Source organism: Streptomyces sp. NBC_00239 (assembly GCF_036194065.1).
Classification (GTDB): Bacteria; Actinomycetota; Actinomycetes; order Streptomycetales; family Streptomycetaceae; genus Streptomyces.
The window spans coordinates 2,260,816-2,287,395 of sequence record NZ_CP108095.1; the positions used below are offsets into that span (position 1 = coordinate 2,260,816).

Annotated in this window: 17 protein-coding genes; 6 read left to right on the forward strand and 11 right to left on the reverse strand. The window is 71.0% G+C overall.

Annotated elements, in window-relative coordinates:
- The first annotated feature begins 351 nt into the window (after window positions 1-351).
- Window positions 352-3,099, forward strand: coding sequence for a magnesium-translocating P-type ATPase (mgtA, locus tag OG764_RS09975; protein ID WP_328968060.1), 2,748 nt, complete (start codon window positions 352-354; stop codon window positions 3,097-3,099).
- A gap of 59 nt (window positions 3,100-3,158) precedes the next feature.
- On the opposite strand, the gene OG764_RS09980 is transcribed toward mgtA, so the two are convergent.
- From OG764_RS09980 to OG764_RS10000, 5 genes are all read right to left on the reverse strand, one after another.
- Entirely contained in the window at window positions 3,159-4,094 is a 936-nt protein-coding gene (locus OG764_RS09980; protein ID WP_328968061.1) for a carbohydrate ABC transporter permease, read from the reverse strand.
- A gap of 13 nt (window positions 4,095-4,107) precedes the next feature.
- Entirely contained in the window at window positions 4,108-5,052 is a 945-nt protein-coding gene (locus OG764_RS09985) for a carbohydrate ABC transporter permease (protein WP_328968062.1), read from the reverse strand.
- 46 nt (window positions 5,053-5,098) lie between these two features.
- A complete protein-coding gene (ngcE, locus tag OG764_RS09990; protein WP_328972930.1) occupies window positions 5,099-6,550 on the reverse strand; it encodes an N-acetylglucosamine/diacetylchitobiose ABC transporter substrate-binding protein in 1,452 nt (483 codons plus the stop codon).
- Between the two features lie 314 nt (window positions 6,551-6,864).
- Window positions 6,865-9,582 carry an aconitate hydratase AcnA gene (acnA, locus tag OG764_RS09995; protein ID WP_328968063.1) on the reverse strand — a complete coding sequence of 906 codons (2,718 nt, stop codon included), beginning with the start codon at window positions 9,580-9,582 and terminating at the stop codon, window positions 6,865-6,867.
- Window positions 9,583-9,736: 154 nt separating this feature from the next.
- Window positions 9,737-10,762: a LacI family DNA-binding transcriptional regulator gene (locus OG764_RS10000; RefSeq protein WP_328968064.1), complete on the reverse strand. Its 1,026-nt coding sequence runs from the start codon at window positions 10,760-10,762 to the stop codon at window positions 9,737-9,739.
- A 140-nt stretch (window positions 10,763-10,902) separates the two neighbouring features.
- Here OG764_RS10000 and OG764_RS10005 point away from each other — a divergent pair, with 140 nt between their 5' ends.
- The 4 genes from OG764_RS10005 to OG764_RS10020 all read left to right on the forward strand — a co-directional run bounded on the left by OG764_RS10005 (window position 10,903) and on the right by OG764_RS10020 (window position 16,784).
- Window positions 10,903-12,837 (forward strand): amidohydrolase, encoded by a 1,935-nt coding sequence (locus OG764_RS10005; RefSeq protein ID WP_328968065.1) that lies wholly within the window; start codon window positions 10,903-10,905, stop codon window positions 12,835-12,837.
- A 199-nt stretch (window positions 12,838-13,036) separates the two neighbouring features.
- Window positions 13,037-14,566: a helix-turn-helix domain-containing protein gene (locus OG764_RS10010; RefSeq protein ID WP_328968066.1), complete on the forward strand. Its 1,530-nt coding sequence runs from the start codon at window positions 13,037-13,039 to the stop codon at window positions 14,564-14,566.
- A 188-nt stretch (window positions 14,567-14,754) separates the two neighbouring features.
- A complete protein-coding gene (locus OG764_RS10015; protein ID WP_328968067.1) occupies window positions 14,755-15,213 on the forward strand; it encodes a lamin tail domain-containing protein in 459 nt (152 codons plus the stop codon).
- Window positions 15,214-15,335: 122 nt separating this feature from the next.
- Window positions 15,336-16,784: a cytochrome P450 gene (locus OG764_RS10020; protein ID WP_328968068.1), complete on the forward strand. Its 1,449-nt coding sequence runs from the start codon at window positions 15,336-15,338 to the stop codon at window positions 16,782-16,784.
- A gap of 37 nt (window positions 16,785-16,821) precedes the next feature.
- Here OG764_RS10020 and OG764_RS10025 read toward each other — a convergent pair whose 3' ends face one another.
- Window positions 16,822-18,354 (reverse strand): MFS transporter, encoded by a 1,533-nt coding sequence (locus OG764_RS10025; RefSeq protein WP_328972931.1) that lies wholly within the window; start codon window positions 18,352-18,354, stop codon window positions 16,822-16,824.
- Between the two features lie 115 nt (window positions 18,355-18,469).
- Here OG764_RS10025 and OG764_RS10030 point away from each other — a divergent pair, with 115 nt between their 5' ends.
- Window positions 18,470-20,605 (forward strand): S9 family peptidase, encoded by a 2,136-nt coding sequence (locus OG764_RS10030; RefSeq protein WP_328968069.1) that lies wholly within the window; start codon window positions 18,470-18,472, stop codon window positions 20,603-20,605.
- Between the two features lie 77 nt (window positions 20,606-20,682).
- Here the strand turns inward: OG764_RS10030 and OG764_RS10035 are convergent, their stop codons facing one another.
- The 5 genes from OG764_RS10035 to OG764_RS10055 are packed head-to-tail and all read right to left on the reverse strand — an operon-like array spanning window position 20,683 to window position 26,437.
- Window positions 20,683-21,705 (reverse strand): ABC transporter ATP-binding protein, encoded by a 1,023-nt coding sequence (locus OG764_RS10035; RefSeq protein WP_328968070.1) that lies wholly within the window; start codon window positions 21,703-21,705, stop codon window positions 20,683-20,685.
- Complete coding sequence (locus OG764_RS10040) at window positions 21,702-22,715, reverse strand: ABC transporter ATP-binding protein (protein WP_328968071.1); 1,014 nt, start codon at window positions 22,713-22,715, stop codon at window positions 21,702-21,704. The genes OG764_RS10035 and OG764_RS10040 overlap by 4 nt, the downstream gene beginning before the upstream one ends.
- Entirely contained in the window at window positions 22,715-23,701 is a 987-nt protein-coding gene (locus OG764_RS10045) for an ABC transporter permease (protein ID WP_328968072.1), read from the reverse strand. The genes OG764_RS10040 and OG764_RS10045 overlap by 1 nt, the downstream gene beginning before the upstream one ends.
- Window positions 23,698-24,648, reverse strand: a complete 951-nt coding sequence (locus OG764_RS10050) for an ABC transporter permease (protein WP_328968073.1) — start codon at window positions 24,646-24,648, stop codon at window positions 23,698-23,700. The genes OG764_RS10045 and OG764_RS10050 overlap by 4 nt, the downstream gene beginning before the upstream one ends.
- 37 nt (window positions 24,649-24,685) lie before the next feature.
- Window positions 24,686-26,437 (reverse strand): ABC transporter substrate-binding protein, encoded by a 1,752-nt coding sequence (locus tag OG764_RS10055; RefSeq protein WP_328968074.1) that lies wholly within the window; start codon window positions 26,435-26,437, stop codon window positions 24,686-24,688.
- Window positions 26,438-26,580 lie beyond the last annotated feature (143 nt).

A 26,580-nucleotide genomic window follows, 5' to 3' on the forward strand; every position in this document is an offset into this window, starting at 1 on the left:
GACCCGGCGCCTCTTCGACCGCGCGACGCAAGGAGGTGTTCGGGATGAGTCCCGATCGAAGTTCCTGCCGCGCGCTCGCCGTCTGACCCGCTCAGCGGCCTGTTCCCGCGAGCCCGCCCTCCCGGGCCCTCGCGTTTCCCCACGGTTTTCCGCGCCCTTGCGCGTGCTTCCGTTCCCCGATTCTTCCTTCCGCATGCCCTGACGCGCCCGTAGCGGCGCCCCAAGGGATGCGACACACCCATGCCGACCTGCGGGTCCCGGCCGCCTCGGGGCGCCGTCCGCCGGTCCATGACCACTCCGGGTGACCGGACGGCTCCGCGCTGTCCCGCCCCGCCCGGAGGGAGGCTCATCATGACCATGCTCACCCCTCTGACCCCGAAGAAGCTCGCTCCGCCGGGCCCCGGCCGCCGCGAGCGCAAGGCCGCCGAACTGGCCGCCCGCACCCGTGAGGCCGGCGAGCGCCTCGCCGGCCTCAGCGCCGCCCCCGCCGTCACGGTCCTTCAGGACATGGACACCTGCCGCAGCGGCCTCACCCAGGCCGAGGCCGTCCGCCGCCTGGAGCGCCACGGCCCGAACACCGTCGCCCAGGAGCGCGCCCCGCGCTGGTTCGTCCAGCTGGCGAGGGCGTACGCCAACCCGTTCATCGCCGTCCTGGTCTTCCTGGCCGCGGTCATGTACTGGCAGGACCCCGCGGACCCGGGCGTGGTCATCCTCTCCGCGATGGTGGGGATCAGCGGCCTGCTGCGCTTCTGGCAGGAGTACCGCTCGGGCCGGGCGGCCGACGCGCTGAAGAAGCTCGTCACCACCACCTGCGCGGTCCAGCGCCGGGCCGGCAGCGGGTCCGTCCCCACCACCGTCGAACTGCCGATGAGCCAGGTGGTCCCCGGCGACCTGGTCCGGCTCGCCGCCGGCGACCTCGTCCCGGCCGACCTGCGGCTGCTCACCTCCAAGGACCTGATGGTCAGCCAGGCCGCGCTGTCCGGCGAGTCGCTGCCGGTGGCCAAGTCAGACACTCCCCCGCGCTCCGCCGGTGGATCCCCCGCGGCGGGGGACCTCGGACAGCAGGAGACCGGCGACCCGGTCGAGGCGGGCAACCTGTGCCTGATGGGTACCTCGGTGACCTCCGGAACGGCCACCGGCGTGGTCGTCGCCACCGGCTCCGACAGCTACTTCGGCTCGATGGCCGGCTCGCTGGCCGGCGAGCGCCCCCAGACCAACTTCGACACCGGCGTGCGCAAGGTCAGCTACCTGCTGATCCGCTTCATGCTGGTGATGGTCCCGGTGGTGTTCGCGATCAACGGCCTCACCAAGGGCGACTGGGACGAGGCGTTCCTCTTCGCCGTGGCCGTCGCGGTGGGCCTGACCCCCGAGATGCTGCCGATGGTGGTCTCCGCCAACCTGGCCCGCGGCGCGGTCGCGATGTCGAAGCACAAGGTCGTCGTCAAGCGGCTGAACGCGATCCAGAACCTGGGCGCCATGGACGTGCTGTGCACGGACAAGACCGGCACCCTCACCGAGGACCGGATCGTCCTGGACCGCTATCTGGACGTGCACGGCAACGAGGACGACGAGGTCCTCGAGTACGGCTACCTCAACGCGCACTTCCAGACGGGCCTGCGCAACCTGATGGACCAGGCGGTCATCGACCGCGTCAGCGAGGCCGAGGAGGTTGTCGTCGACGCACGGTTCTCGATGGTCGACGAGATCCCCTTCGACTTCGCCCGACGCCGCATGTCGGTGGTCCTGGCGCGCAACGGCCTCCTGGGGGCCGCCGGCCGCCCCGAGCACGTCCTGATCACCAAGGGCGCGGTCGAGGAGGTCCTCGACCGGTGCAGCCACCTGACGCACCACGGCGAGACGATCGAGCTGACCGCGGAATTGCGCCGGGAGGCCACGCGGATCGCCGAGGACGACAACCGGCGGGGCCTGCGGGTGCTGGCGGTCGCCACCCGGACCGTGGACGTCCCGCGGGACACCTACACGGTGGCCGACGAGGACGGCCTGACCCTGGTCGGCTTCCTCGCCTTCCTCGACCCGCCGAAGGCCAGCGCGGCCGCCGCCCTTCAGGGCCTGGCGGACAAGGGGATCGCGGTCAAGGTCGTCACCGGCGACAACGAGCTGGTCGCCGCCCGGGTGTGCGCGGACGTGGGCCTCGACGTGGGCGAGGTCGTCACGGGTGCCGCCACGGAAGCGCTCGACGACGTCCGGCTCCGCCGACTGGCCGCCCGTACCACGGTGTTCGCCAAGGTCAACCCGGTCCAGAAGGCCCGCATCGTGCGCGCCCTCCAGGCCGGCGGGCACACGGTCGGCTTCCTCGGCGACGGCATCAACGACGCCGCGGCGCTGCGGGACGCGGACGTCGGCATCTCGGTGGACACCGCCGTCGACATCGCCAAGGAGTCGGCGGACATCATCCTGCTGGAGAAGGACCTGACCGTCCTGGAGCACGGCGTCGTCCAGGGCCGGACCACCTTCGGCAACACCATCAAGTACGTCAAGATGACCGCGTCGTCGAACTTCGGCAACGTCTTCTCGGTGCTGGTCGCCTCGGCGTTCATCCCCTTCCAGCCGATGCTGGCGGTCATGCTGCTGGTGCAGAACCTGGTCTACGACATCGCCCAGCTGGCGACGCCGTGGGACCGGATGGACGAGGAGTACCTGCGCGAGCCGCGGAACTGGGACGCCAAGGGCATCGGCCGGTTCATGGTGACCATCGGACCGATCAGCTCGATCTTCGACATCGCGATGTTCGTGATCATGTGGAACGTGTTCGGCGCGAACACCGAGGCGAACCAGGCGCTGTTCCAGTCCGGCTGGTTCGTCGAGGGCCTGCTCTCCCAGACCCTGATCGTCCACATGATCCGCACCCGCAAGATCCCGTTCGTGCAGTCCCGGGCCTCGTGGCCGGTCATGGTGACGACCGTGCTCGCGGTGCTGGCCGGACTGTGGCTGCCGTTCTCGCCGCTGGCCGCGTCGCTGGGCTTCGTACCCCTGCCCGCCGGCTACTTCCCGTGGCTGGTCGCCGTGCTCCTCGCCTACTGCACGCTGACGCAGCTGGTGAAGACGGCGTACGTCCGCAGGTTCGGCACCTGGCTGTGAGCCACGACCCGTACGGGGCTCCGCCGCGGGCCGGCGGAGCCCCGTACGGGTCGCGGGGGCTACTTCAGGGTGGCCGAGGTGAGGCCGGCCTGGATCTGGCGCTGGAAGGACAGGTAGACCACCAGCATGGGGATCATCGCGATGGTGACGCCCGCGAACAGCACGGGCAGGTCCGTCTCGTAGCCCATCTGGTACTGGAGCTGCACGAGGCCCTGGGTGAGCATGTAGCGCTCGGGGTCGCTGCTGCTCTGGGGCTGCATCAGCACGGCCGGCAGGATGTACTGGTTCCACTGGCCCAGCACGTTGAAGATCCCGACGCTGATCAGGCCGGGCTTGGCCATCGGCAGCATCACCTGGAAGAAGATGCGCGTGTGCGAGGCCCCGTCGATGACCGCCGCCTCGTGCACCGCCGTGGGCAGGGTGCGGAAGAACGAGTGCATGAAGAACACCGTGAACGGCATCGAGTAGGCGACGTACACCAGGATCAGGCCCTGGTAGCTGTTCAGCATGTCCAGCCGTTTGACCATGAAGAACAGCGGGACGAGCGCCAGGAAGACGGGGAACATGGCCCCGCTGACGAAGAAGTAGTAGATGATCCGGTTCCCGGTGAAGGGGTACCGGGCCAGCACGTACGCGGCCATCGAGCCGAACAGCATGGTCAGCGGGACCGAGAACACCATCACGATCAGGGTGTTGGCGAAGTAGTCGCCGATGCCCTTGCTCCAGGCCCGCCCGAAGGCGTCGAAATGCCAGTTGGAGGGCCAGCTGAGGGCCGATCCGCCGATCTGCGCGTCGGTCTTGAAGGCGCCGAGCGCGAGCCAGATCAGCGGCAGGACGATCAGTATCGCCCAGACGGCGAGGAAGCCGTGGGAGAAGACGTTCAGGGCCATGCCCTCGGAGCGGCGCTTGTCGCGCTCGTCGGTGCGCCCGGAGTCGCCGCTCCGCTCGGCGGCCGCCTCGCCCGGCGCCTTGATCACAGTGGACTCGGTGGTCATGGTGTTCTCCCGCTCAGTACTCGATGCGATCGCGGCGGGTGGCACGCAGCGTGATGATGGAGAGGATCATGGTGAGGACGAGCATGACCACGCCCATGGCGCAGGCGTAGCCGCTCTGGCCCAGGTAGAGGAAGTTGCGCATCAGGACCGTGGCCATGACCTCGCTGTGGTGGTCGGGGCCGCCGCCGAACTGGCCCGAGGTCATCGTCGACACGAGGACGAACATGTCCATCGCGACGATGCCGAGGTAGACCGCGGAGGTCTGCACCGAGTCCCACAGCAGCGGCAGGGTGACCTTGAAGAAGGTCTGGCCGCGGCCGGCGCCGTCGAGCAGCGCCGCCTCGTAGATGTCCTTGGGCACAGACTGCATGGCGGCGGAGAAGAGCACGAGGTAGAAGCCGACCCCGTGCCAGACCACGACCAGCAGCAGGCACCACAGCACGAACTTCGGCTCGTTGAGCCATTCGATCGGCTTCTGCGGGTCGACCAGGCCGAGCTTGATCAGCACGCCGTTGAGGAGGCCGCCCTCGTCGCTGCGGTAGACCGCCCCGAACAGCACGGCGAGGATGGTGAGGGACAGCACCTGCGGGAAGAAGTAGACGATCTTGTAGAACCCCGAGCCGCGGACGCCCTGGACACCGCCGGCGCCGCCCCGCCCGCCCGCGTTCACCATGAAGGCGAAGAACAGGGCGAGCAGGATGGTGATCACCGGGACGAACACCAGGAGCAGCAGGTTGTGCCAGATCGCGCTGAGGAATACCTCGTCCTCCATCAGGGCCTGGTAGTTCTCCAGGCCGACGAAGTCGAACGTCGGCGACTGGCCGCTCCAGTTGGTGAAGGAATAGCCGAATGTCTGAACATACGGCCAGATGACGAAGGTCAGGTACAGCGCGAGGGGTACGAAGAGGAAGCCGGCGATGAAGCCGCCCCGTCCCCTGCTCTTGGCTACGTGGCTCATGGTGTCCGTCCCTGGTGTCCCGGATGCCCGTCGGACGACTGCGCGGTCAGTCGCGGTGGTTGTTCTTGGCGTTGGGGTCCTTGGTCGCCTTGTTGACCGCGGCCTGGGCCCGCTTGATCCACTCCTTGGGCTGGATGCGCTTGGCCATCAGCTCGTTGGAGGCGTCCTGGATGTCCAGGTCCATCTGGCTGTACCAGTCCGGGTAACGGTAGTTGAACGTGTTGTCGCCGGCCGCCTTCAACGCGTCGACGGCCGACTTCGTGCCGGGCCGCAGCTTCACGTTCGGGTCCACGCCGTCCTTGACGATGGTCAGCGAGTTGGCCTGCTGGGCGAAGAGGGTGGACCACTCGCGGGAGAGCATCGAGCGGACGAACTCCATGCCGCCGGCCTTGTTGGCGGCCTTCTCCGGGACGATGAACGGCTCGCCGGCGCCGGCCCGGATGGCCTCGAACGGGAGCTTGCTGCCGGCCAGCACGGGCATCGGCAGGAAGCGCATGTCGAAGTCCGCGGGCGTCTGCTTGAGCTGCTCGTTCTCCAGCCAGGAGCCACAGGTGATGAAGGCGGCCTTGTACTGGTTCCAGCGGGTCTGCGAGTCGGTGTGCGTCAGGCCGTTGGTGCCCGGCATGAGCAGACCCTTCTCGACCAGCTCGTAGACGGCCTCGACGGCCTCCAGGGCGACCGGGTTGCCCTCGAAGGCGTTCGGCTCCAGGTTGTCGATCGCCTTCATGGCCTCCAGACCGCCCTTCTTGGCGATCAGGTCCATGATGGCGACGTTGATGTAGTACGGGTACTTGCCCTGGTGCGCGAGGCCGCCGATGCCGGCCGCCTTGGCCTTGGCGCAGACCGCCAGGAAGTCGTCCCAGGTCTTCGGCTCGGTCCAGCCCTTCTCCTTGAAGAGCTTGCCGGAGTACCACAGGCCCCACACGGTGTAGACGTACTGGACGGCGACGAACTTGCCGCCCAGCGTGCCCTGCTCGACGGTGCCGGGGATGAGCATGTCCCGGACCTTCTTGGTCGGGTCGTCCAGCGAGGGCGCGTCGAGGACCGGGGTCAGGTCGGCGAGCTGGCCGCCCTTGAGGAGCACGTCGAGCTTGATCTGCTGGGCGCCCGAGTCGTCGATGACGTCCGGCGGGTTGCCGCCGTTGAAGCGCGGCTGGAGCTTGGCGGTGATCTCCTGGGTGGCGAGGTGGGAGGAAGTGGTGCCCCACTTCTTGTCGAACGCGGCCTCCCAGGCCTTCGCGTAGTCGTCGCCGTAGCCGCCCTTGAAGACGACCACGTCGAGCTTGCTGCCCTTGGCCACGCCGAAGGGGTTGTTCTTGTCCGCCTTGGCGGTCGCCGTGGCCTTCGGCTGGTCCTCGCCGCCGCCGGAGGCGCATGCGGACAGGAAGCTCATCGTCGGCACCGCGATCATGCCGAGTGCCGCGGAGCGCTTGATCAGGTCGCGGCGGCCGACGCCGTCACCGGTGCCGTGCTCGCCGTGGGCGGAGGTGGATCCCATGCTCATGTCCTCGCCTTCGTCAGGAGTGTGAAGGAGGGCCGGAAATCAGGGCAGTTGCCGTGCACGCGGGCATCACCGCAGGTCGCCGCCATCCCCCGGTCCGGGGGTCGCGCGTACCGCGATCGTCCGGACGGGCACAGGTATAGTCCACTCCCGCTCGCCTGAGCAAGATCGTGCACAAGGATGACCCCCGGTTTTTCCGAGTTGAGACCTGTCCGTCACACGGGGAGCCTTCCCCGAAAACCGGAAGGGCCGTACCCCCTTAACGGGGATACGGCCCTATGGTGCCGAACATGTCCGGCTAATCAGTGCATTCAGCCACGGATCAGGTTACGCAGGACGTACTGCATGATGCCGCCGTTGCGGTAGTAGTCCGCCTCGCCGGGGGTGTCGATGCGGACGACCGCGTCGAACTCCACACCGGTGTCGGTGGTCACCTTGACGGTGCGCGGGGTGGTGCCGTCGTTCAGCTCGGTCACGCCGGTGAAGGAGAAGGTCTCCTCGCCGGTGAGGCCCAGGGAGGCCGCAGTGGCACCCTCGGGGAACTGCAGCGGCAGGACGCCCATGCCGATCAGGTTCGAGCGGTGGATGCGCTCGTAGGACTCGGCGATGACGGCCTTGACGCCGAGCAGCGCGGTGCCCTTGGCGGCCCAGTCGCGGGACGAGCCCGAGCCGTACTCCTTGCCCGCCAGGATGACCAGCGGGATGCCGGCGGCCTGGTAGTTCTGGGAGGCGTCGTAGATGAAGGAGACCGGGGCCCCGTCGACGGTGAAGTCGCGGGTGAAGCCGCCCTCGGTGCCCGGCGCGATCTGGTTGCGCAGGCGGATGTTGGCGAACGTACCGCGGATCATGACCTCGTGGTTGCCGCGGCGGGAACCGTACGAGTTGAAGTCGCGGCGCTCGACGCCGTGCTCGGTGAGGTACTTGCCGGCCGGGGTGTCGGCCTTGATCGCACCGGCCGGGGAGATGTGGTCGGTGGTGACCGAGTCGCCCAGCTTCGCCAGCACGCGGGCGCCGGTGATGTCGGAGACCGGGGTGGTCTCCATCGTCATGCCCTCGAAGTAAGGGGGCTTGCGGACGTAGGTGGACTGCGGGTCCCACTCGAACGTGTTGCCGGTCGGGATCGACAGCGCCTGCCACTGGGCGTCGCCCGCGAAGACGTCCTGGTAGGACTTGCTGAACATGTCCTCGCCGATGGCGTTCGCCACGACGTCGTTGACCTCGGCCTCGGAGGGCCAGATGTCCTTGAGGAAGACCGGGTTGCCGTCGGTGTCGGTGCCGATGGCGTCCTTGGTGATGTCCACCTTCATGGAGCCCGCGATGGCGTACGCGACGACCAGCGGCGGGGAGGCCAGGTAGTTCATCTTGACGTCGGGGTTGATCCGGCCCTCGAAGTTGCGGTTGCCGGAGAGCACCGAGGTGACCGCGAGGTCGTGCTCGTTGATCGCCTTCGAGATCTCCTCGTCCAGCGGACCGGAGTTGCCGATGCAGGTGGTGCAGCCGTACCCGACGAGGTTGAAGCCCATCTTGTCGAGGTACGGGGTCAGGCCGGCCTTGTCGAAGTAGTCGGTGACGACCTTCGAACCGGGGGCCAGGGTGGTCTTGACCCAGGGCTTGCGGCCCAGGCCCTTCTCGACCGCCTTCTTGGCCACGAGCGCCGCGGCGACCATGACGTAGGGGTTCGAGGTGTTGGTGCACGAGGTGATCGCGGCGACGGTGACGGCGCCGTGGTCGATCTCGAAGGTGGTGCCGTCGGCCAGGGTGACCGGGGTGGGCTTCGACGGGCCGCCGTTCGGGTGGTTCGCCGGGGCGTCGGAGGCCGGGAAGGACTCCTTGCCCGCCTCGTCCTCCTCGTCGACGTAGTTGCGCACGTCCTGGGCGAACTGCTGGGAGGCGTTCGCGAGGACGATGCGGTCCTGGGGGCGCTTCGGGCCGGCGATGGAGGGGACGACCGTGGAGAGGTCGAGCTCCAGCTTCTCGGAGAAGTCGGGCTCGGCGGCCGGGTCGAGCCAGAGGCCCTGCTCCTTGGCGTACGCCTCGACGAGCGCGACCTGCTGGGCGTCGCGGCCGGTCAGGCGCAGGTACTTCAGCGTCTCGTCGTCGATCGGGAAGATCGCGGCGGTGGAGCCGAACTCCGGCGACATGTTGCCGATGGTGGCGCGGTTCGCGAGGGAGGTGGCGGCGACGCCCTCACCGTAGAACTCGACGAACTTGCCGACGACGCCGTGCTTGCGGAGCATCTCGGTGATGGTCAGCACGAGGTCGGTGGCGGTGGTGCCGGTCGGCAGCTCGCCGGTCAGCTTGAAGCCGACGACGCGCGGGATCAGCATGGAGACCGGCTGGCCGAGCATCGCGGCCTCGGCCTCGATGCCGCCGACGCCCCAGCCCAGCACGCCCAGGCCGTTGACCATGGTGGTGTGCGAGTCGGTGCCGACGAGGGTGTCGGGGTACGCCTGGCCGTTGCGGACCATGACCGTGCGGGCCAGGTGCTCGATGTTGACCTGGTGGACGATGCCGGTGCCCGGGGGGACGACCTTGAAGTCGTCGAAGGCGGTCTGGCCCCAGCGCAGGAACTGGTAGCGCTCCTTGTTGCGGCCGTACTCCAGCTCGACGTTCTGCGCGAAGGCGTCCTTCGTGCCGAACTTGTCGGCGATGACCGAGTGGTCGATGACCATCTCGGCGGGCGAGAGCGGGTTGATCTTCGCCGGGTCGCCGCCGAGCTCCTTGACGGCCTCGCGCATGGTGGCGAGGTCGACGACACAGGGCACACCGGTGAAGTCCTGCATGATCACGCGGGCCGGCGTGAACTGGATCTCCTCGCTGGGCTGCGCCTGGGAGTCCCAGTTGCCGAGCGACCGGATGTGGTCGGCGGTGATGTTCGCGCCGTCCTCGGTACGGAGCAGGTTCTCCAGCAGGACCTTCAGGCTGTAAGGCAGGCGGGCGGAGCCCTCGACCTTGTCCAGCTTGAAGATCTCGTACGACTCGTCGCCCACCTGCAGCGTGCTGCGGGCGTCGAAGCTGTTCGCCGACACGACAGTCTCCTTCATGCATGAATTCGCGCGTTCTTACCGCATCCTGCCGCCACGCCCTGTGGCCCATCCGCTAAGGTAAGGCTAAGTTAGGTAACCCTTACAGCGGAGGCGGCTGCGGTGCGCCCTCGGCAGATATCTCGATGTCGAGATAACTCTAGTACATGACCGGGGGCCGAGACGAAGCACGCACCTCGAGGCCCGCCGGAACAGTGCGCTGGCCGGGCGTTTCCGGCTGCCCGGATTCGATCAGGGCGACCAGCGCGGCCACCGCCGTCTCCCCGATCACCTCGGGCCGCAGGGTGACCGTGCTGACCGGCACGGCCCCCGCCGCCGGGTCGCCCTCCGCGTACGCCGGGTCCTCGCTCGCGCACACCAGCAGCAGGTCCCCGGGGACCCGCAGGCCGTGCCGCCGGGCGGCGGACAGCACCTGGCGGCCGCCCGGGTCGAACACGCAGTGGACGGCGTCCGGCCGCGCGCCCGGGGGCCCGGCGAGCGCCTCGTCGAAGGCGTGCCCCGGCGTGTCGTGCGGGTCGAAGGGAATCACGAGCGGCTCCCGCTCCCCCTCCTCGCACCACTGCTCGTACGCGGCCGTGACGGCGTTCGAGTAGTGGTCGTGTCCGTAATCGGAATGCAGGGCTATGCGCCGCGCGCCGGCCGCGGCCAAGTGGTCGAGCACCTCGCGGGTGGTCGCCGCGTGGTCGTTGTCCACCCAGACGTCCCCCGGCCGGGGATCGGCCGGCCGGCCGTCGAAGACGACCGGCATCCCGCGGGCCCGCAGCGCGCGCAGCACCGGGTCGCCCGTCGGACTGTCCAGGAGGAGCATCCCGTCCACGGCGAGGGTGTGCCACAGCGCCTCGGCGCCGCGCTCGGCGGGCAGCGTGGTCAGCGCGTAGCCGCGGGCGTGGGCGGCGGAGGTCGCGGCGGTGATGAGCCGGGAGAAGTAGGCGACGCCCGCGAAGTCCCAGGCGTTGCCGGCGTACGTGGTGACGGCGAGGCCGAGGGTGCGGGTACGGGGGCCCCGGCGCGCGCCGTACCCGAGGGCGGCGGCGACCTCGCGGACCCGGCGCCGGGTGCCCTCGCCGACCCGGCCGGTGCCGTTGAGGGCGTGCGAGACGGTCGCGGTGGACACCTCTGCGGCCCGCGCGATGTCGGCGATGGTGGGTGGCGGCACGAGCGTCATCGTACGGAGCCGCGCGCCGGGCCGACGTACGGAATCCGTCGCCGCGGGGTGGTTCTGGTTAACGGGTTAATCACCCAGTGTCCTGGCCACAGCCGGTGTCAGAGGACGCCGGCTGCCGCCAGAAGTGCTTGGGAGTGGCCATGTCGTCTTCGCTGTCGCAGTCTTCTCTGCCGCTGTCCCCCCTCTCGCGCCGGGGGCTGCTCGCCGCGGGTGCGGTCGCGGCCGGCGGCGCGGTCGTCGCGGCCGTGCCCGGCACGGCCGCCGCGGCGCCGGCCGGCGCCCGGACCTCGGCCGCCGCGACGCTGATCATCCACAACGCGCGGGTGTTCACGGGCGTGCCCGGGGCACGCCCGGTCGAGGCGGTGGCGGTGGGCCGGGACGGCCGGATCCTCGCCACCGGCACCGGCTCGGCGGTGCGGCGGCTGATCGGGCGGGACACCGAGGTGGTCAACGCCCGCGGCAACACCGTGATGAGCGGGATCCACGACGGCCACGTGCACCCGCTGGGCGCGGGCGACCGCTCGCTGCGCCCCTCGCTGCAGAGCGCCGAGACGAGCGTGGCCGAACTGCAGGAGATCCTGAAGGGGTTCCTCGCCGACACCGGCGGCGCGGGCGCCGAGCCGGACTCCTGGCTGGTGGTGGAGGACTGGAACCCGGTCGGCCTGCTGCCCGCCGGCACCGCCCCGCACCACGCCATGCTGGACGCGCTGCCCACGCGGCGGCCGGTGGCGCTGGTCGGCGGCGACGGCCACAACCTGTGGGCCAACCGCCGGGCGCTGGAGATCGCGGGCATCACGGCGGCCACCCCGGACCCGGCCGGCGGAAAGATCGTCAAGGGTGCCGACGGGAAGCCCACCGGCGTGCTCAAGGACGACGCCCAGGGCCTGGTGACCCGGCACGTGCCGGAGCCGACGAAGGCCCAGCTGGTCGCGGCCTGCGCGCGGGCGCTCGGCGACGCCGCCGCGGCCGGCGTCACCACGATGATGGACGCCCTGGTGGGCCGCCACGAACTGGAGCTCTACCGGGCCCTGTCCAAGGCCGGCAAGCTGCCGCAGCGCATCGTCCCGGCGCTGCGACTGGACGCGGCGCAGGCCAAGGACCCGGCCGGCTCGCTGGCGTACGCGCGCGGGCTGCGCAAGGAGTTCGAGGGGGTGCGCGGGCTGCGGTTCGGGATGGTCAAGGTGTTCCTGGACGGCGTCATCGAGCACCCGGCGCAGACCGCCGCGCTGCTGGAGCCGTACCTGGACGGCCACGGGAAGCCCACGGACAACCGGGGCGAACTGTACGTATCCGGGCGGGACTACGGGCGGCTGTCCGCGGCCTTCAACGCGGCGGGCTGGCAGATGCACGCCCACGGGCTGGGCGACCGGGCGGTGCGCACCGCCCTGGACGGGTACGCGTACGCCCGCCGGGTGACCGGCGTGCGGGACGCGCGCAACGCCGTCGCGCACCTGCAGATCGTGGACCCGGCGGACCTGAAGCGGTTCGCGCAGCTGGGCGTGGCCGCGTGCATGCAGCTCCAGTGGGCGGCCCGGGACACCTGGACGATGGACGCGCTGCTGCCGTACATCGGGCCGGAGCGGCACCGCTGGATGTACCCGGCGCGCAGCCTGGAGAAGGCCGGCGCCCGGCTGTCGGGCGGGTCCGACTGGCCGGTGGACGCCCTGCAGGTGTGGAACCAGATCCGTACGTCGATCGACCGCAAGGGCGCGGAGGGGGACGGGCCGCTGTACCGGGAGCTGGAGGGGCTGAGCCGGGCGTCGACCCTGCGGATGCACACCCTCGGCACCGCCTGGCAGCTGCGGCAGGACGCGCTGACGGGCACGGTGGAGCGGGGCAAGGCGGCGGACCTGGTGCTGCTGGACCGCGACGTGACGCGCTGCCCGGTCAAGGACATCAGCGACACGCGGGTGGAACTGACGCTGGTGGGCGGCAAGGCGGTGCACGACGCGCACTCGGCCACCGGCCGGGCGGCCGTGTCCCGGCTGGCGCGCGCGGCGGCCGGCCCGCGCCCTGCCTCGTACGCGGCGGTGCACGGCGGCCGGCACCGCGCGTGCGGGTGCGGCGGGCACTGACCGCGGCGGCGGCTGCGCTCCCGCGGGCTGACGGCCCGGCAGCCGGGCGACCGCTCGACAGTCCGGCGGCCGGTCAGCCGGGCAGCCCGCGGGGGGATAGCTCAAATCCGGAGTGCTTGAATCCGGACCTGACGGGCGATAACACCCTTTTGGGGCGCCCCGAATCGGCCGCATCTCATATCTGAGATACCGTGCCCCCATGGCAGACGACTACCTCGTACGCATCGGCAAGCTCATCCGTGACGCCCGGCAGCACCGTGGCTGGACACAGAGTCAGCTTGCCGATGCGCTCGGAACCAGCCAGAGCGCCGTGAACCGCATCGAGCGCGGCAATCAAAACATCAGCCTTGAGATGATCGCCCGAATCGGTGAAGCGCTCGACAGCGAGATCGTGTCGCTGGGCTACGCGGGCCCGATGCACCTGCGGGTGGTCGGCGGCCGCCGGCTCTCCGGCGCCATCGACGTCAAGACCAGCAAGAACGCCTGCGTCGCGCTGCTGTGCGCCACCCTCCTCAACAAGGGCCGCACGGTGCTGCGCCGGGTGGCGCGCATCGAGGAGGTGTACCGCCTTCTGGAGGTGCTGGGCTCCATCGGCGTCCGCACCCGCTGGATCAACGACGGCGTCGACCTCGAAATCGTGCCGCCGGCCCGGCTGGACATGGACTCCATCGACGAGGAGGCCGCCCGCCGGACGCGCAGCATCATCATGTTCCTCGGCCCGCTGCTGCACCGCATGGACCAGTTCAAGCTGCCGTACGCGGGCGGCTGCGACCTGGGCACCCGCACCATCGAGCCGCACATGATCGCGCTGCGCCGGTTCGGCCTGGACATCACGGCCACCGAGGGCATCTACCACGCCGTGGTCGAGGCCGCGGTGGCGCCGCAGCGGCCGATCGTGCTGACCGAGCGCGGGGACACCGTGACCGAGAACGCGCTGCTGGCCGCCGCGCGGCACGACGGCGTCACGGTCATCCGCAACGCCTCCTCCAACTACATGGTCCAGGACCTCTGCTTCTTCCTGGAGGCGCTGGGCGTCCGGGTCGACGGCATCGGCACCACGACCCTGACCGTGCACGGCGTCCCCACCATCGACGTCGACGTGGACTACTCCCCCTCCGAGGACCCGGTCGAGGCGATGAGCCTGCTGGCCGCCGCGGTGGTCACGGAGTCGGAGCTCACCATCCGCCGGGTGCCGATCGAGTTCATGGAGATCGAGCTCGCGGTGCTGGAGGAGATGGGCCTCGACCACGACCGCTCGACGGAGTACACGGCGGACAACGGCCGCACCCGGCTCGTGGACCTGACGGTCCGCCCGTCGAAGCTCGAAGCCCCGATCGACAAGATCCACCCGATGCCGTTCCCCGGGCTGAACATCGACAACGTGCCCTTCTTCGCGGCCATCGCGGCCGTCGCCCAGGGCCAGACCCTCATCCACGACTGGGTCTACGACAACCGCGCGATCTACCTCACCGACCTCAACCGGCTCGGCGGCCGCCTCCAGCTCCTGGACCCGCACCGCGTCCTGGTCGAGGGACCGACCCGCTGGCGCGCGGCCGAGATGATGTGCCCGCCGGCCCTGCGCCCCGCGGTCGTCATCCTCCTCGCGATGATGGCGGCGGAGGGCACCTCGGTCCTGCGCAACGTCTACGTCATCAACCGCGGCTACGAGGAACTCGCCGAGCGCCTCAACTCGGTGGGCGCCCAGATCGAGATCTTCCGCGACATCTAGGCCCGCACGTACGTACGAAGCCCCCGTCGGCAGCCCCGCCGACGGGGGCTTTTGCGCGTTCTGGGCGGGGGGTGCGCATGTGCCGGTGTCTCATTTCCGCGACATACCGGAATACGGATCATCGTCTTGTGTATCTTGAGCGCCGCTCCAAGTGATTCACCGTTGCACTACAGGGAGGGGACCCCCTTATGAAGAAGACCGCCACTTTCGCCGCGGCCGCCGCGCTCGCCGCCGTCGCGCTCGCCGCGCCGCAGGCCACCGCCGCCACTCACCAGGGCGGGCTGCACTTCGGTGCGCTCCAGTTCGACGGTCCGGGCCCGGACCTGCCGCGCACCAACGCGAAGCTGAACGCCGAGTTCGTGGACCTGCACAACAACAGCCGGACGCCCGTCACGCTGACCGGCTACACGGTCCGGACCGCTTCCGGTTTCGTGTACAAGTTCGGCTCGTTCAAGCTCGGCGCCTACCAGAGCGTGCGCCTGCACAACGGCCAGGGCGGCAACACCGCCAAGCACGTGTACCGGAAGCTCAACAACTTCTGGTTCAACAACAGCGGCGGCTCGGTGACGCTGACCGCCGCGAACGGCGTCAAGAAGGACGCGTGCTCCTGGCGCGCCAACGGCCGGGGCTACACCACCTGCCACTGAGGCCGAGCGGGCCGCACGGGCGTTTTCCGGCCGGACCTTCCGGATCGGGCCCCCCGTGCGGTCACCGCGCCGCACACTTGCCCGCAGTGACCATCGATGAAGACGATCACTTGAGGAGCGGCATGGCAGGCGCGGACGCAAGACCCCCTGGTCCCGCAGGGGTTCCCCTGCTCGGATCGTTGCTGGACCTCCGCAACGACTCGCTGGGCACCTTCCTGCGGGCCCAGCGCGAGCACGGCGACGTGGTACGCCTCTCCGCCGGCCCGCCCGGCCTGCGCGCCGAGCTCTACGCGGTGTTCTCCGCGGAGGGTGCCCAGCAGGTGCTGGCCGGCGAGGCGGCCAACTTCCGCAAGGACAGCTCGGTCTACCAGGAGATCCGCGAGTCCCTCGGCAACGGCCTGCTGACCAGCCAGGACGAGGACTACCTGCGGCAGCGGCGGCTGGTGCAGCCGTTGTTCACCCGGCGGCGGGTGGACGGCTACGCCGCCGCGGTCGCCACCGAGACCGACAGCCTCCTGCGCACCTGGCACGGCCGTACGGGCGGGCCCGGCGGACCGGCCACCACCCTGGACGTCGGCACCGAGATGATGGGGCTGGCGCTGCGCACCGTCGCCCGGATCCTGTTCGGCACGGACGTCGACGCCGCCGCCGCGGTCGTGGACCGCTGCTTCCCCGTCATCACCGAGTACACGCTGCGCCGCGGCTACTCCCCCCTCAAACTCCCCCGCCAGGTGCCGACCCCCGCCAACCGGCGGGCGGCCGCCGCGATCTCCGAGCTGTACGGGGTCTGCGACCAGATCATCGCCGGGCGCGGCGGCGCGGGCGTCCGGCACGGGGAGGACCACGGCGACGACCCCGGTACGGAAACGGACAACGGCGGCGGTGACGGGGCGGGGTCCGGGGCGGGCGAGGACCTGCTGACCCTGCTGGCCGCCGCGCGCAGCGCGCAGGACACCGCCTTCGACGCGGACGAACTCCGCGACCAGGTGCTGATCTTCCTGCTCGCCGGCCACGAGACCACCGCCACCTCGCTGGCGTTCTCGCTCTGGCTGCTGGCCCGCCACCCCGAGGTGCAGGACCGGGCCCGCGCCGAGATCTCCCAGGTGCTGGGCGACCGCACCCCCGAGGCCGCCGACCTGGACAAACTCCCGTACCTCACACAGGTGCTGAAGGAGGCGATGCGGCTCTACCCGGCGGCGCCGGTGATAGGGCGCCGGGCGGTGGCCGCGGCCGAGATCGGCGGCCGGGTGATCCCCGCGGGGGCCGATGTGATCGTGGCCCCGTGGGTGACGCACCGGCACCCGCGCTACTGGCCCGACCCCGAGCGCTTCGACCCGGACCGGTTCACCCCCGAGGCCGAGGCGGCGCGCCCGCGTTACGCGTGGTTCCCGTTCGGCGGCGGGCCGCGGGCCTGCATCGGCCAGCACTTCTCGATGCTGGAGTCGGTGACCGCGCTGGCGATGCTGCTGCGGGCCTACGCCTTCGAGTCCGACACCGGTTCCGTGGCCGTGTCCGCCGGCATCACGCTGAGCTCGGCGACACCGCTGAACTGCCGGCTGCGCCCGCTCTGACCGGGCCGCGCCCGGCCGGGCGGCCGGGCGGCCGGGGTCAGAGCCCGGGCGGGGCGTTGGTGCCCTTGAGGCGTTCGAGGTCGTCGGGGCGTACCTGGATGACGAACAGGGCGATGAGGGCGCCGACGGCGGCGAAGATGGCCGCGGCGATGAAGGACCGGGTGACGCCGTAGGTGAGCACCTGGTCGCCCCAGGGGTCGGGCAGCTGTTGCGTGCGGTTGAAGCGCAGCCGCTCGGCGGGGCTCGCCTGGGCCAGGAAGGCGGGCACGACCTTGCCGGCCTCGGTGCTGCTGGCCGTGCCGAAGACCGTCACGAGGATCGACAGACCGAGCGAACCGCCCACCTGCTGGGTGGCGTTGAGCAGGCCGGAGGCGGCGCCGGACTCCTGGTCGGGCACCCGGGACAGGGCCATGAGCGTGAGCGACACGAACTGCAGGCCCATGCCCATGCCGAAGACGAGCATCGGCCCGAGGATGCTGCCGAGGTACGTGGACTGGATGTCGGTCAGCGTCAGCCAGGCCAGGCCCGCGGCCGACAGCAGGGCGCCGATCACCATGAAGGGCTTGGGGCCGAACTTCGGCAGGAGTTGCGAGGTGAGGCCCGCGCCGACCGCGATCACCGCGCTGATCGGAAGGAAGGCCAGACCGGCCTGCAGCGGGCTGAAGTCCAGCACGTTCTGCACGAAGAGGGTCAGGAAGAAGAACATGCCGAAGATCGCGCAGGCGAGCATGAGCATGATGCCGTAGGTGCCGGCCCGGTTGCGGTCCGCGAACATGTGCAGCGGGGTGATCGGCTGCGCGGAGCGGCGCTCGATCAGGATGTACAGCGTCAGAAGGACCACCGCGGCGCCGAAGGAGGCCAGCGTGAGGGGGTCCCGCCAGCCCTCCTGTGCGGCGCGGATGAACCCGTAGACCAGGGCCACCATGCCCACCGTGGCGGTCACGGCGCCGGTGAAGTCGAAGTGTCCGGGGTGCCGTTCGGACTCCTTGATCACCCGCGGTGCGGCGAAGGCGATGAGCAGCGCGATGGGCACGTTGACGAAGAAGATCCAGCGCCAGTCGAGCCATTCGACGAGGATGCCGCCGAGGAGCAGGCCGATCGCGCCGCCGCCTGCCGAGACGCCGGCGAAGACGCCGAACGCCCGGTTGCGGGCGGGCCCTTCGGTGAAGGTCGTGGTGATCAGCGCGAGCGAGGTCGGGGAGGCGATGGCGCCGCCCACGCCCTGGAGGGCCCGCGCGGCGAGCAGTTGGCCGGAGTTCTGGGCGAGGCCGCCGAGCAGGGAGGCCAGGCCGAAGAGGAGGACGCCGAAGATGAACACCCGGCGCCGGCCGAGGATGTCGCCGGTCCGGCCGCCGAGGAGCAGCAGCCCGCCGAAGGTGAGCGTGTAGGCGTTGACCACCCAGGAGAGGCTGGTCGTGGAGAACCCCAGCGCTGTCTGGATGTGCGGCAGCGCGATGTTCACGATCGTGATGTCGAGGACGATCATGAGCTGGCAGGAGGCGATGACGAACAGGGCGAGCCCGTTCCCGCTTCCTCGGACCTTGCCGTCGGTCCCGGTGGTGGTCGGCACGGTTTTCCGGTCCACCCTTTCGACGCTAAGCCCGGCCCTGGTGATCCACCACTCGAACGGCGTAAGGGTCGAGAGGGGGATTTCGGTGTGTAATTTCACATGTCACACTGCCTTCATGGATTCCTTCCTTCAGCTCTCCGCCCGGACCGGGCGGTTCACGTACGGGGCCCCGCGCGCCGCCGCCTTCGGCGACCGGGGGCGGCTGCTGTACTTCCTGCGCTCCACCGGGCCCGCCGACCCGGTGGACTCCCTGTGGGTGCTCGACACCGCCGACGGGCCCGCGGGCCCGGCCGGCACCGAGCGGCTGCTCGCCGACGCCGCGCTGCTCGCCCCCGCGGGCGGCGAACTCCCGGCCGTCGAGCGGCGGCTGCGCGAGCGGATCCGGCTCACCGCCCCCGGCATCGGCTCCTTCGCGCTGTCCGGCGACGGCCTCAGCGCGGTCTTCGCCCTGTACGGGCGCGTCTTCCGGGTCCGCGCCCACGGGCGCTCCGACGTGACGGCCGACGCGCCCGCCGACACCGCCTCGCGGGCACCCGCGGAGGCACCCGCGGCCGTGCCGGTGGAAGTGCCGGTGGCGGGCCCCGCCTTCGACCCGCGCCCCAGCCACGACGGCTCCAAGGTCGCCTACGTGACCGGCGACGCCCTGTACGTGTCCCCCGGCGGCCGGGTCAGCCCCGCCGACGGGGCCCGCTGGGGCGTGGCCGAGTTCGCCGCCGCCGAGGAGCTCGGCCGCTCCCGCGGCCACTGGTGGTCGCCCGACGGCACCGCCCTGCTCGCCGCCCGGGTCGCCGAATCCGCCCTGCCCCGCCGGTGGTTCGCCGACCCGGCGCACCCCGAGCGGGCCCCCGAGGACTTCGCGTACCCGCAGGCCGGCGGCCCCAACGCCGACGTGCAGCTGTGGGTCTTCGGCGCGCGGCAGAGCCGGGTCCGCCTCCAGTGGGACGCCGAGGCCTTCCCGTACGTCTCGGACGCCGAGTGGGACTCCGCCGACGAGATCCTGCTGACCGTCCAGGACCGGCTGCAACAGACCGTCCTGCTGCTCAGCGCCGATCCGGCCACCGGGCGGACCCGCGAACTCTCCCGTACCCTCCACCCGCTCTGGGTCGACCCGCTGCCCGGCACCCCCGCCCGGCTGCCCGACGGCCGGCTGCTGACGTCCGCCGACACCCCGGGCGGCGCGGCCCGGGCACTCGCCGTCGACGGCAAGGTCCGCACCGGCGAGGGGATCCAGGTCCGCCGGGTGGCGGGCGTGCACGCGGGCGCCCTGCTCGTCGAGGCCGGCCTGCGGGACCCCTCCGAGCAGCAGGTCGTCCTCGTCGACCCCGACACCGGGGAGGTCCGGCCGGTCGCCGACGGGCCCGGCGTGCACGCGGTGCTCGCCCAGGGCGGGGCGCTGCTGATCACCACCGCGGACGCCGACGGCGTCCGGCGGTCCGTGCGCACCGCGGACGGCCGGGCGTTCGCCCCGCGCGACCTGTCCGAGCCGCTGCCGTACCGGGTGGAGCCCCGGCTGGCCCGCGTCACCGAACGCGGGCTGCCCACCGCGCTGGTGCTGCCGCGCGGCCACCGGCCCGGCGAGCGGCTGCCCGTGCTCCTCGACGTGTACGGGGGCCCCGGCTACCAGGCGGTGTCGGCCGAGCCGCGCCGCTGGCAGCACCGCCAGTGGTGGGCCGACCAGGGCTTCGCGGTGGTCACCACCGACAACCGCGGCACCCCGTTCGTCTCCCCCGCCTTCGCCCACGCGATGTACCGCGGGTTCTCCGAGGTGACCCTCGCGGACCAGGTGGACGCGCTCCTGGCACTCGGCGAGCGGCACCCGGAACTGGACCTGGGCCGGGTGGCCGTACGCGGCTGGTCGTACGGGGGCTACCTGGCGGCGATGGCGGTGCTGCGCCGCCCGGACGTCTTCCACACGGCCGTCGCGGGCGCCGCGCCCACCGACTTCCGGCACTACGACACGGCGTACACCGAGCGCTACCTGGGCCTGCCGCAGGAGCACCCGGAGGTGTACGAGCGGGACTGCCTGATCGGTGACGCGCCGGCGCTGAGCCGGCCGCTGATGCTGGTGCACGGGCTGGCCGACGACAACGTCCACCCCTCGCACACCCTGCTGCTGTCCCAGGCGCTCACCGCCGCGGGCCGGCCGCACCAGCTGCTGGCGCTGCCGGGGGTGACCCACATGACCCCGGGCGGCGTGGACGAGAAGCTGATGGCGCTGGAACTCGACTTCCTGCGCCGCACCCTCCCCTAGGGGACGCAGGGAAGGCACACAAGGAAGGGCCCCGGAGACGCCGTTGTCTCCGGGGCCCTTCTTCCCGTGGTCCCCCGTCAGTCCCCCGGGAAGTGACACGCCACCTCGCGGGTCTCGCCGGGTGAGGCGATGCGCAGCAGCGGGCGTTCGGTCCGGCAGATCTCCTGTGCCTTGGCGCACCGGGGGTGGAAGGTGCAGCCGGGCGGCGGGGAGGCCGGGCTCGGCGGGTCGCCGAGCAGGGTGATGCGCTCCCGGCGCCGCTCGGCGGCCGGGTCGGGCAGCGGTACGGCGGACAGCAGCGCCCGGGTGTACGGGTGCTGCGGGTTGCCGTACAGCGCGTGCTTGTCGCCGATCTCCACGATCCGGCCGAGGTACATGACCGCGACCCGGTCGCTGACCCGCTTGACGACGGACAGGTCGTGGGCGATGAACACGTAGGCGAGGCCGAGTTCGCGCCGCAGCCGTTCCATCAGGTTGACGATCTGCGCCTGGACGGAGACGTCGAGGGCGGAGACCGGCTCGTCGGCGACGACCAGGCGGGGGCTGGTGGACAGCGAGCGGGCGATGCCGATGCGCTGGGCCTGGCCGCCGGAGAACTCGTGCGGGTAGCGGTCGATGTGCTCGGGGATGAGGCCGACGAGTTCCATCAGCTCGGCGGCGCGGCGCCGGGCGTCGGCGGCGCTCCAGCCCTGGACCAGCAGCGGGTCGGAGATGATCCGGGCCACGGTCTGGCGGGGGTTGAGCGAGGAGTGCGGGTCCTGGAAGACCATCTGCAGCTGCTTGCGCAGCGGGCGCATCCGGCCCTGTGAGAGCCGGCTGATCTCGCGTCCCTCGAAGGAGATGCTGCCGGAGGTCGGCTCCAGGAGCCGCACGAGCATCCGGCCGGTGGTCGACTTGCCGCAGCCGGACTCGCCGACCAGGCCGAGGGTCTCCCCCGGCGACAGGTCGAAGGAGACCCCGTCGACGGCCCGGATCGGGGCGCCTCGGCGTCCGGTGGCGCTGCGCCGACCGGGGAAGGTCATCGTCAGGTCGGTCACGGACAGCAGGGGCGGGTCGGCCGCCCCGTCGGTCACGGCGGGCAGGGGTTCGGTGGTGGTCATCGGGCCGCCTCCTGGACGGCGCCCGCGAGGTGGCAGGCGGTCATGCGGGCGCCTTCGCCGTACGGCACGAAGGCGGGGCGCTCGGTGGTGCAGCGGTCGCGTTCGGCCGGGGCGGCCGCGGCGGAGCGGGCGCAGCGGGGTGCGAACGCGCAGCCGGGGGCGGGGGCGAGGAGGGAGGGCGGCGAGCCGGGGATGGCCCGCAGCGGCGCGTCGTCGGCGTCGTCGAGGCGGGGCAGGGAGTCGAGCAGGCCGCTGGTGTACGGGTGCGCGGGCTCGGCGAACAGCTCGTCCACGGAGGCCTGTTCGGCGGCCCGGCCGCCGTACATGACCAGCACCTCGTGGGCGACGCGGGCGACGACCCCGAGGTCGTGGGTGATCATCACGACGCCGAGGCCGCGTTCCTGCTGGAGCTTGGCGATCAGGTCGAGGATCTGGGCCTGGACGGTGACGTCGAGGGCGGTGGTGGGTTCGTCGGCGATCAGCAGGTCGGGCTCGCAGGCCAGCGCCATGGCGATCATGGCCCGCTGGCGCATGCCGCCGGAGAACTGGTGCGGGTACTCCCCGGCCCGGCGGGCGGGTTCGGGGATGCCGACCTCGCCGAGCATGTCGACGGCACGCTTGCGGGCGGCGGCCCGCCCGGCCCGGAAGTGCACCCGGAAGTGCTCGGCGATCTGTTCGCCGACCGTGTAGTAGGGGTGCAGGCTGGACAGCGGGTCCTGGAAGATCATCGCCATCCGGCGCCCGCGCAGCTTGGAGAGCTCCTTCTCGGACAGGCCGGTGAGCTCCTGCCCGGCGAGGGCGATGGAGCCGCCGATCTCGGCGCCCCGGTGCAGTCCCATGACGGCGAGCGAGGTCACGGACTTGCCGGAGCCGGACTCGCCGACGATGCCGAGGGTACGGCCCGCCTCGACGGTGAAGCCGATCGAGTCGACGGCCCGTACGCGGCCGCGCGGGGTGGTGAACGTGACCTGGAGGTCGCGTACTTCGAGCAGGGGCGGCGCGGCGGCCATCAGTACCTCACCCGGGGATCGACGACGGCGTACAGGAGGTCGACCGCGAGGTTGGCGACGACGATGAAGAAGGCGGCCAGGAGGGTGACGCCGAGCACCACGGGCTGGTCGGAATTGACCAGCGCGCCGTAGAAGAGGCGTCCGATGCCGGGGAGCCCGAAGATCGACTCGGTGATGACGGCGCCGGCCAGCAGGCCGCCGAGGTCCATGCCGAAGATGGTCAGGATGGGGGTCATCCCGGAGCGCAGGCCGTGCTTGACGACGACGGTGCGCTCCGGCATGCCCTTGGCCCGGGCGGTGCGGATGTAGGGCTCGGCCATCGCCTCGATCATCGAACCGCGGCTCTGGCGCGCGTACATGGCCGCGTAGAGGAGGGCGAGGGCGATCCACGGCAGCAGCAGGTTGCTGGCCCAGCCGACCGGGTTCTCGGTGAAGGGCTGGTAGCTGGGGTAGGGCAGCAGGCCGGCGATGCGGATGACTCCGTAGATGAGCATCACGGAGGTGAAGTAGACCGGCAGGGAGGCCGCGGCGACGGCGCCGACCATCAGCGCCTTGTCGGTGACGGAGTCCTTGCGCAGGGCGGCGGTGACGCCGGCACCCAGGCCCAGCACCAGCCAGAGCAGGGCCGCGCCGACGGCCAGCGAGGCGGAGACCGGGAGCCGGTCCATGAGCAGGTCCCAGACGGGCAGGGAGTTCTCGTACGAGTAGCCCAGGCAGGGGAAGTCGCACTGGACGGCGTACTGGCCGGAGCCCAGGGTGCGGCCGGTGAAGATGCCGGTGAGGAAGTCGGTGAACTGCCGCCATATCGGCTGGTCGAGGCCGAGGTAGGCCCGCACGTCGGCGATCCGCTCGGTGCTGCAGGTCTTGCCGCAGGCGGCGGCCGCCGGGTCGGAGGGCAGGACGTAGAAGATGAGGAAGGTGACGGCGGCGATGGCGAGGAGCACTCCGGCCACGCCGGCCAGGCGGCGGACGAGGAAGAGGATCACGAGCGGCTTCCCCTCGGGTCGAGGATGTCGCGCAGGGCGTCGCCGAGCAGGGTGAAGGCGAGCACGGCGAGGAAGAGGAAGACGCTCGGGATGACGAAGTACATGGGGTCGGTCTCGTAGTAGGCGACGCTCTCGGCGATCATCTGGCCCCAGGACGGGGTGGGCGGGCGGACTCCCACGCCGAGGTAGCTGAGGGCGGCCTCGGTGCTGATCATGCCGGGGATGAGCAGGGTGGTGTACGCGATGACCGGGCCCATCACGCCGGGCAGGATGTCCCGGGTGAGGATCCGCCACGAGCCGGCTCCGCCGACGCGTGCGGCGTCGACGTACTCGCGGTGTTTGAGCGAGAGGGTCTGGCCCCGGACCACGCGGGCGACGCCGGGCCAGCCGAAGACGCCGATGACGAGGGTGATGAGCACGATGCGGTTGACGTCCTTGGCCACGGACAGCATCGCGATCATGAAGATCAGCGACGGGAAGGACATGGTCAGGTCCATCAGGCGGGAGAGCACCGCGTCGGTGCGGCCGCCGAAGTAGCCGGCGGCGATGCCGGCCGCGGTGCCGGCGGCGACCACGATGACGGTCGCGGTGAAGGCGATCAGGAGGGAGACCTGGGCGCCGTGCACCACACGGGCGAACAGGTCGCGGCCGGTGACGGGTTCGACTCCGAGCCAGTGCTCGGGGCTGATCCCGCCGAAGGACCCGAGCGGCTGGCCGCCGAGGTACGGGTCGATGGCGGTCTTGTCGAACTCGTCGGGGGACCAGCCGCCCAGCGCGCCCAGCCAGGGGGCGGCGACGGCCATGAGGACGAAGAGGAGGACGACGGAGAGGCTGATGCGGACGGCGGGGCGGCGGCGGAGTTCCCGCCGGGCGAGCTGCCAGGGGCTGCTGCCCGGCGGGACGGCCGGCGCGGCCGGCGTGGTGCCGGCTGCTGCGGTGGCGGTCATGACCGGTCGGTGTGTCGTTTCAGGTCCGGCCGTCGCCTCAGCCCTGGCTCTTCGAGGGGTCCTTGAGGCCGACGGTGCCGTAGTCGATGCTGCCGGTCCACACCGGGTGGCCGTAGGCGCCCGCGATGTTGGTGCCGATGAGGAGCGGCTTGCGCTCCAGGACGACGGGGATGGACGGGGACTTGGCCATGATGGCCGCGTCGAGCTCGATCCAGGCCTTGTTGGCGGCCGCCGGGTCGGCCATGGCGTTGATCTCGTCGATCCGCTTCATGGTCGCGTCGTCGCGGAACTGGGCGTAGTTGCCCGAGTTGCCCTTCTCCTTGATGGTGCGCCCGTCGAAGACGAAGGGGATCCAGGTGGAGCCGGACGGGTAGTCGGGGCACCAGCCGGTGAGGCTCATGTCCGGGGTGGTCGACAGGTCGCCGACCACGTCGTAGTACGCGCCCGGGTCGACGGTGTCGACGACGACCTCGACGCCGACGCGGGCCAGGCCCTGCTGGATCGCCTCGGCCTTGTTCTTGTCGCCGGTGGAGACGGCGAGGGAGACCTTGAGCTTGGTCTTGCCGGCCGCCTTGAGGAGTTCCTTGGCCTTCTCGGGGTCGCCGGCCGCGGGGATCTTCAGGGTGTCGGCCTGCTTGCCGCCGGTCAGCGCCGGGGGCAGGTAGGCGGTGGCGACGTCGTTGAGGGCGGGGCCGCCGCCGGCGGTGATCAGGGCCTCCTTGTCGACCGCGTACTGCATGGCCTCGCGGACCTTCGGGTCGTTGAAGGGGGCGCGGGAGTTGTTGAGGTGGAGCATCTCGGTGCAGCCCTGGGACTCGGCGAGCAGCCGGGCCTTGACGTCGGCCTTCGGCAGCACCTTGGGGGCGCTCTCGGGCCGCATGTCGGCGTACTGGACGGTGGAGCCGTCGGCGCCGGCGCTCGCGATGATCCGGTCGTCGATCTGGCCGCCCTTGAGGCCCATCACGACGACGAACTTGTCCGGGTAGGCCTTGCGGACCGGGTCGGTCGAGGCGTCCCAGTGCGGGTTGCGGACCAGGACGAGCTTCTTGTCGCGGGCGTACGACTCGATCTTGTACGGGCCGGAGGAGAACGGGCGGGCGTCGTACTGGGTGCCCTTCTCCTGGGACTGCGGGACCGGGGAGAAGGTCGGCAGGGTGGCGGTGGCCGAGAACTCGGCGACGGGGCGCTTGAGTTCGAAGACGATCGTGCGGTCGTCCGGGGTCTTCACGGAGTCGAGGTGCTTGCCCTGGAGCGGGCCCTTGTAGTTCTCGCCGCCGGCCAGGTACTGGGCCGCGTAGTCGGGGCCGCCGGTGAGGTCGGGGGCGAAGGAGCGCTCGACGTTGTACTTGATGTCCTGGGCCTTGATCGGCGAGCCGTCCTCGTACTTCAGGCCGGGCTTGAGGGTGAAGGTCCAGGTGCGGCCGCCGTTGGAGGAGCGGCCGAGGTCGGTGGCGAGGTCGGGGGTCAGCTCGCTGCCGGTCTTGCCGGGGCCGGCCTTGAAGGTGACCAGGGTCCGGTAGAGCAGCCGGGTGCCGAAGTCCATCGTCGGCATCACCCAGTTGCGGGCCGGGTCGAGGTGCGCGAAGTCCTGGTTGGACAGGACGGTGAGCGTGCCGCCCTTGACCGGGTTGCCGCCGAGGATCTTGCCGTTGGTCGCCGCGGCGGGGTTGGAGGCACCGGAGCCGCCCTTGCCCCCCTTGCTCTTCTCCGTGTCCGAACAGCCGGTGACGCCGACGGCGAGAGCGGCCACCAGCGTGGTGGCGAGGGCGAGTCGGGTGCGCTTGGTCATAGGTCACTCCAGGGAAGGGCCGCGCTCAAGAACGCTCTGAGATGTGACCCGTAACATAGTAATGTGAAATTGTACTGACAAGGGATCTGTCGCGTCGTTATCCAGCCGTGTCCAAATGACCGCCCCCGGAAGCACGTTGGGGC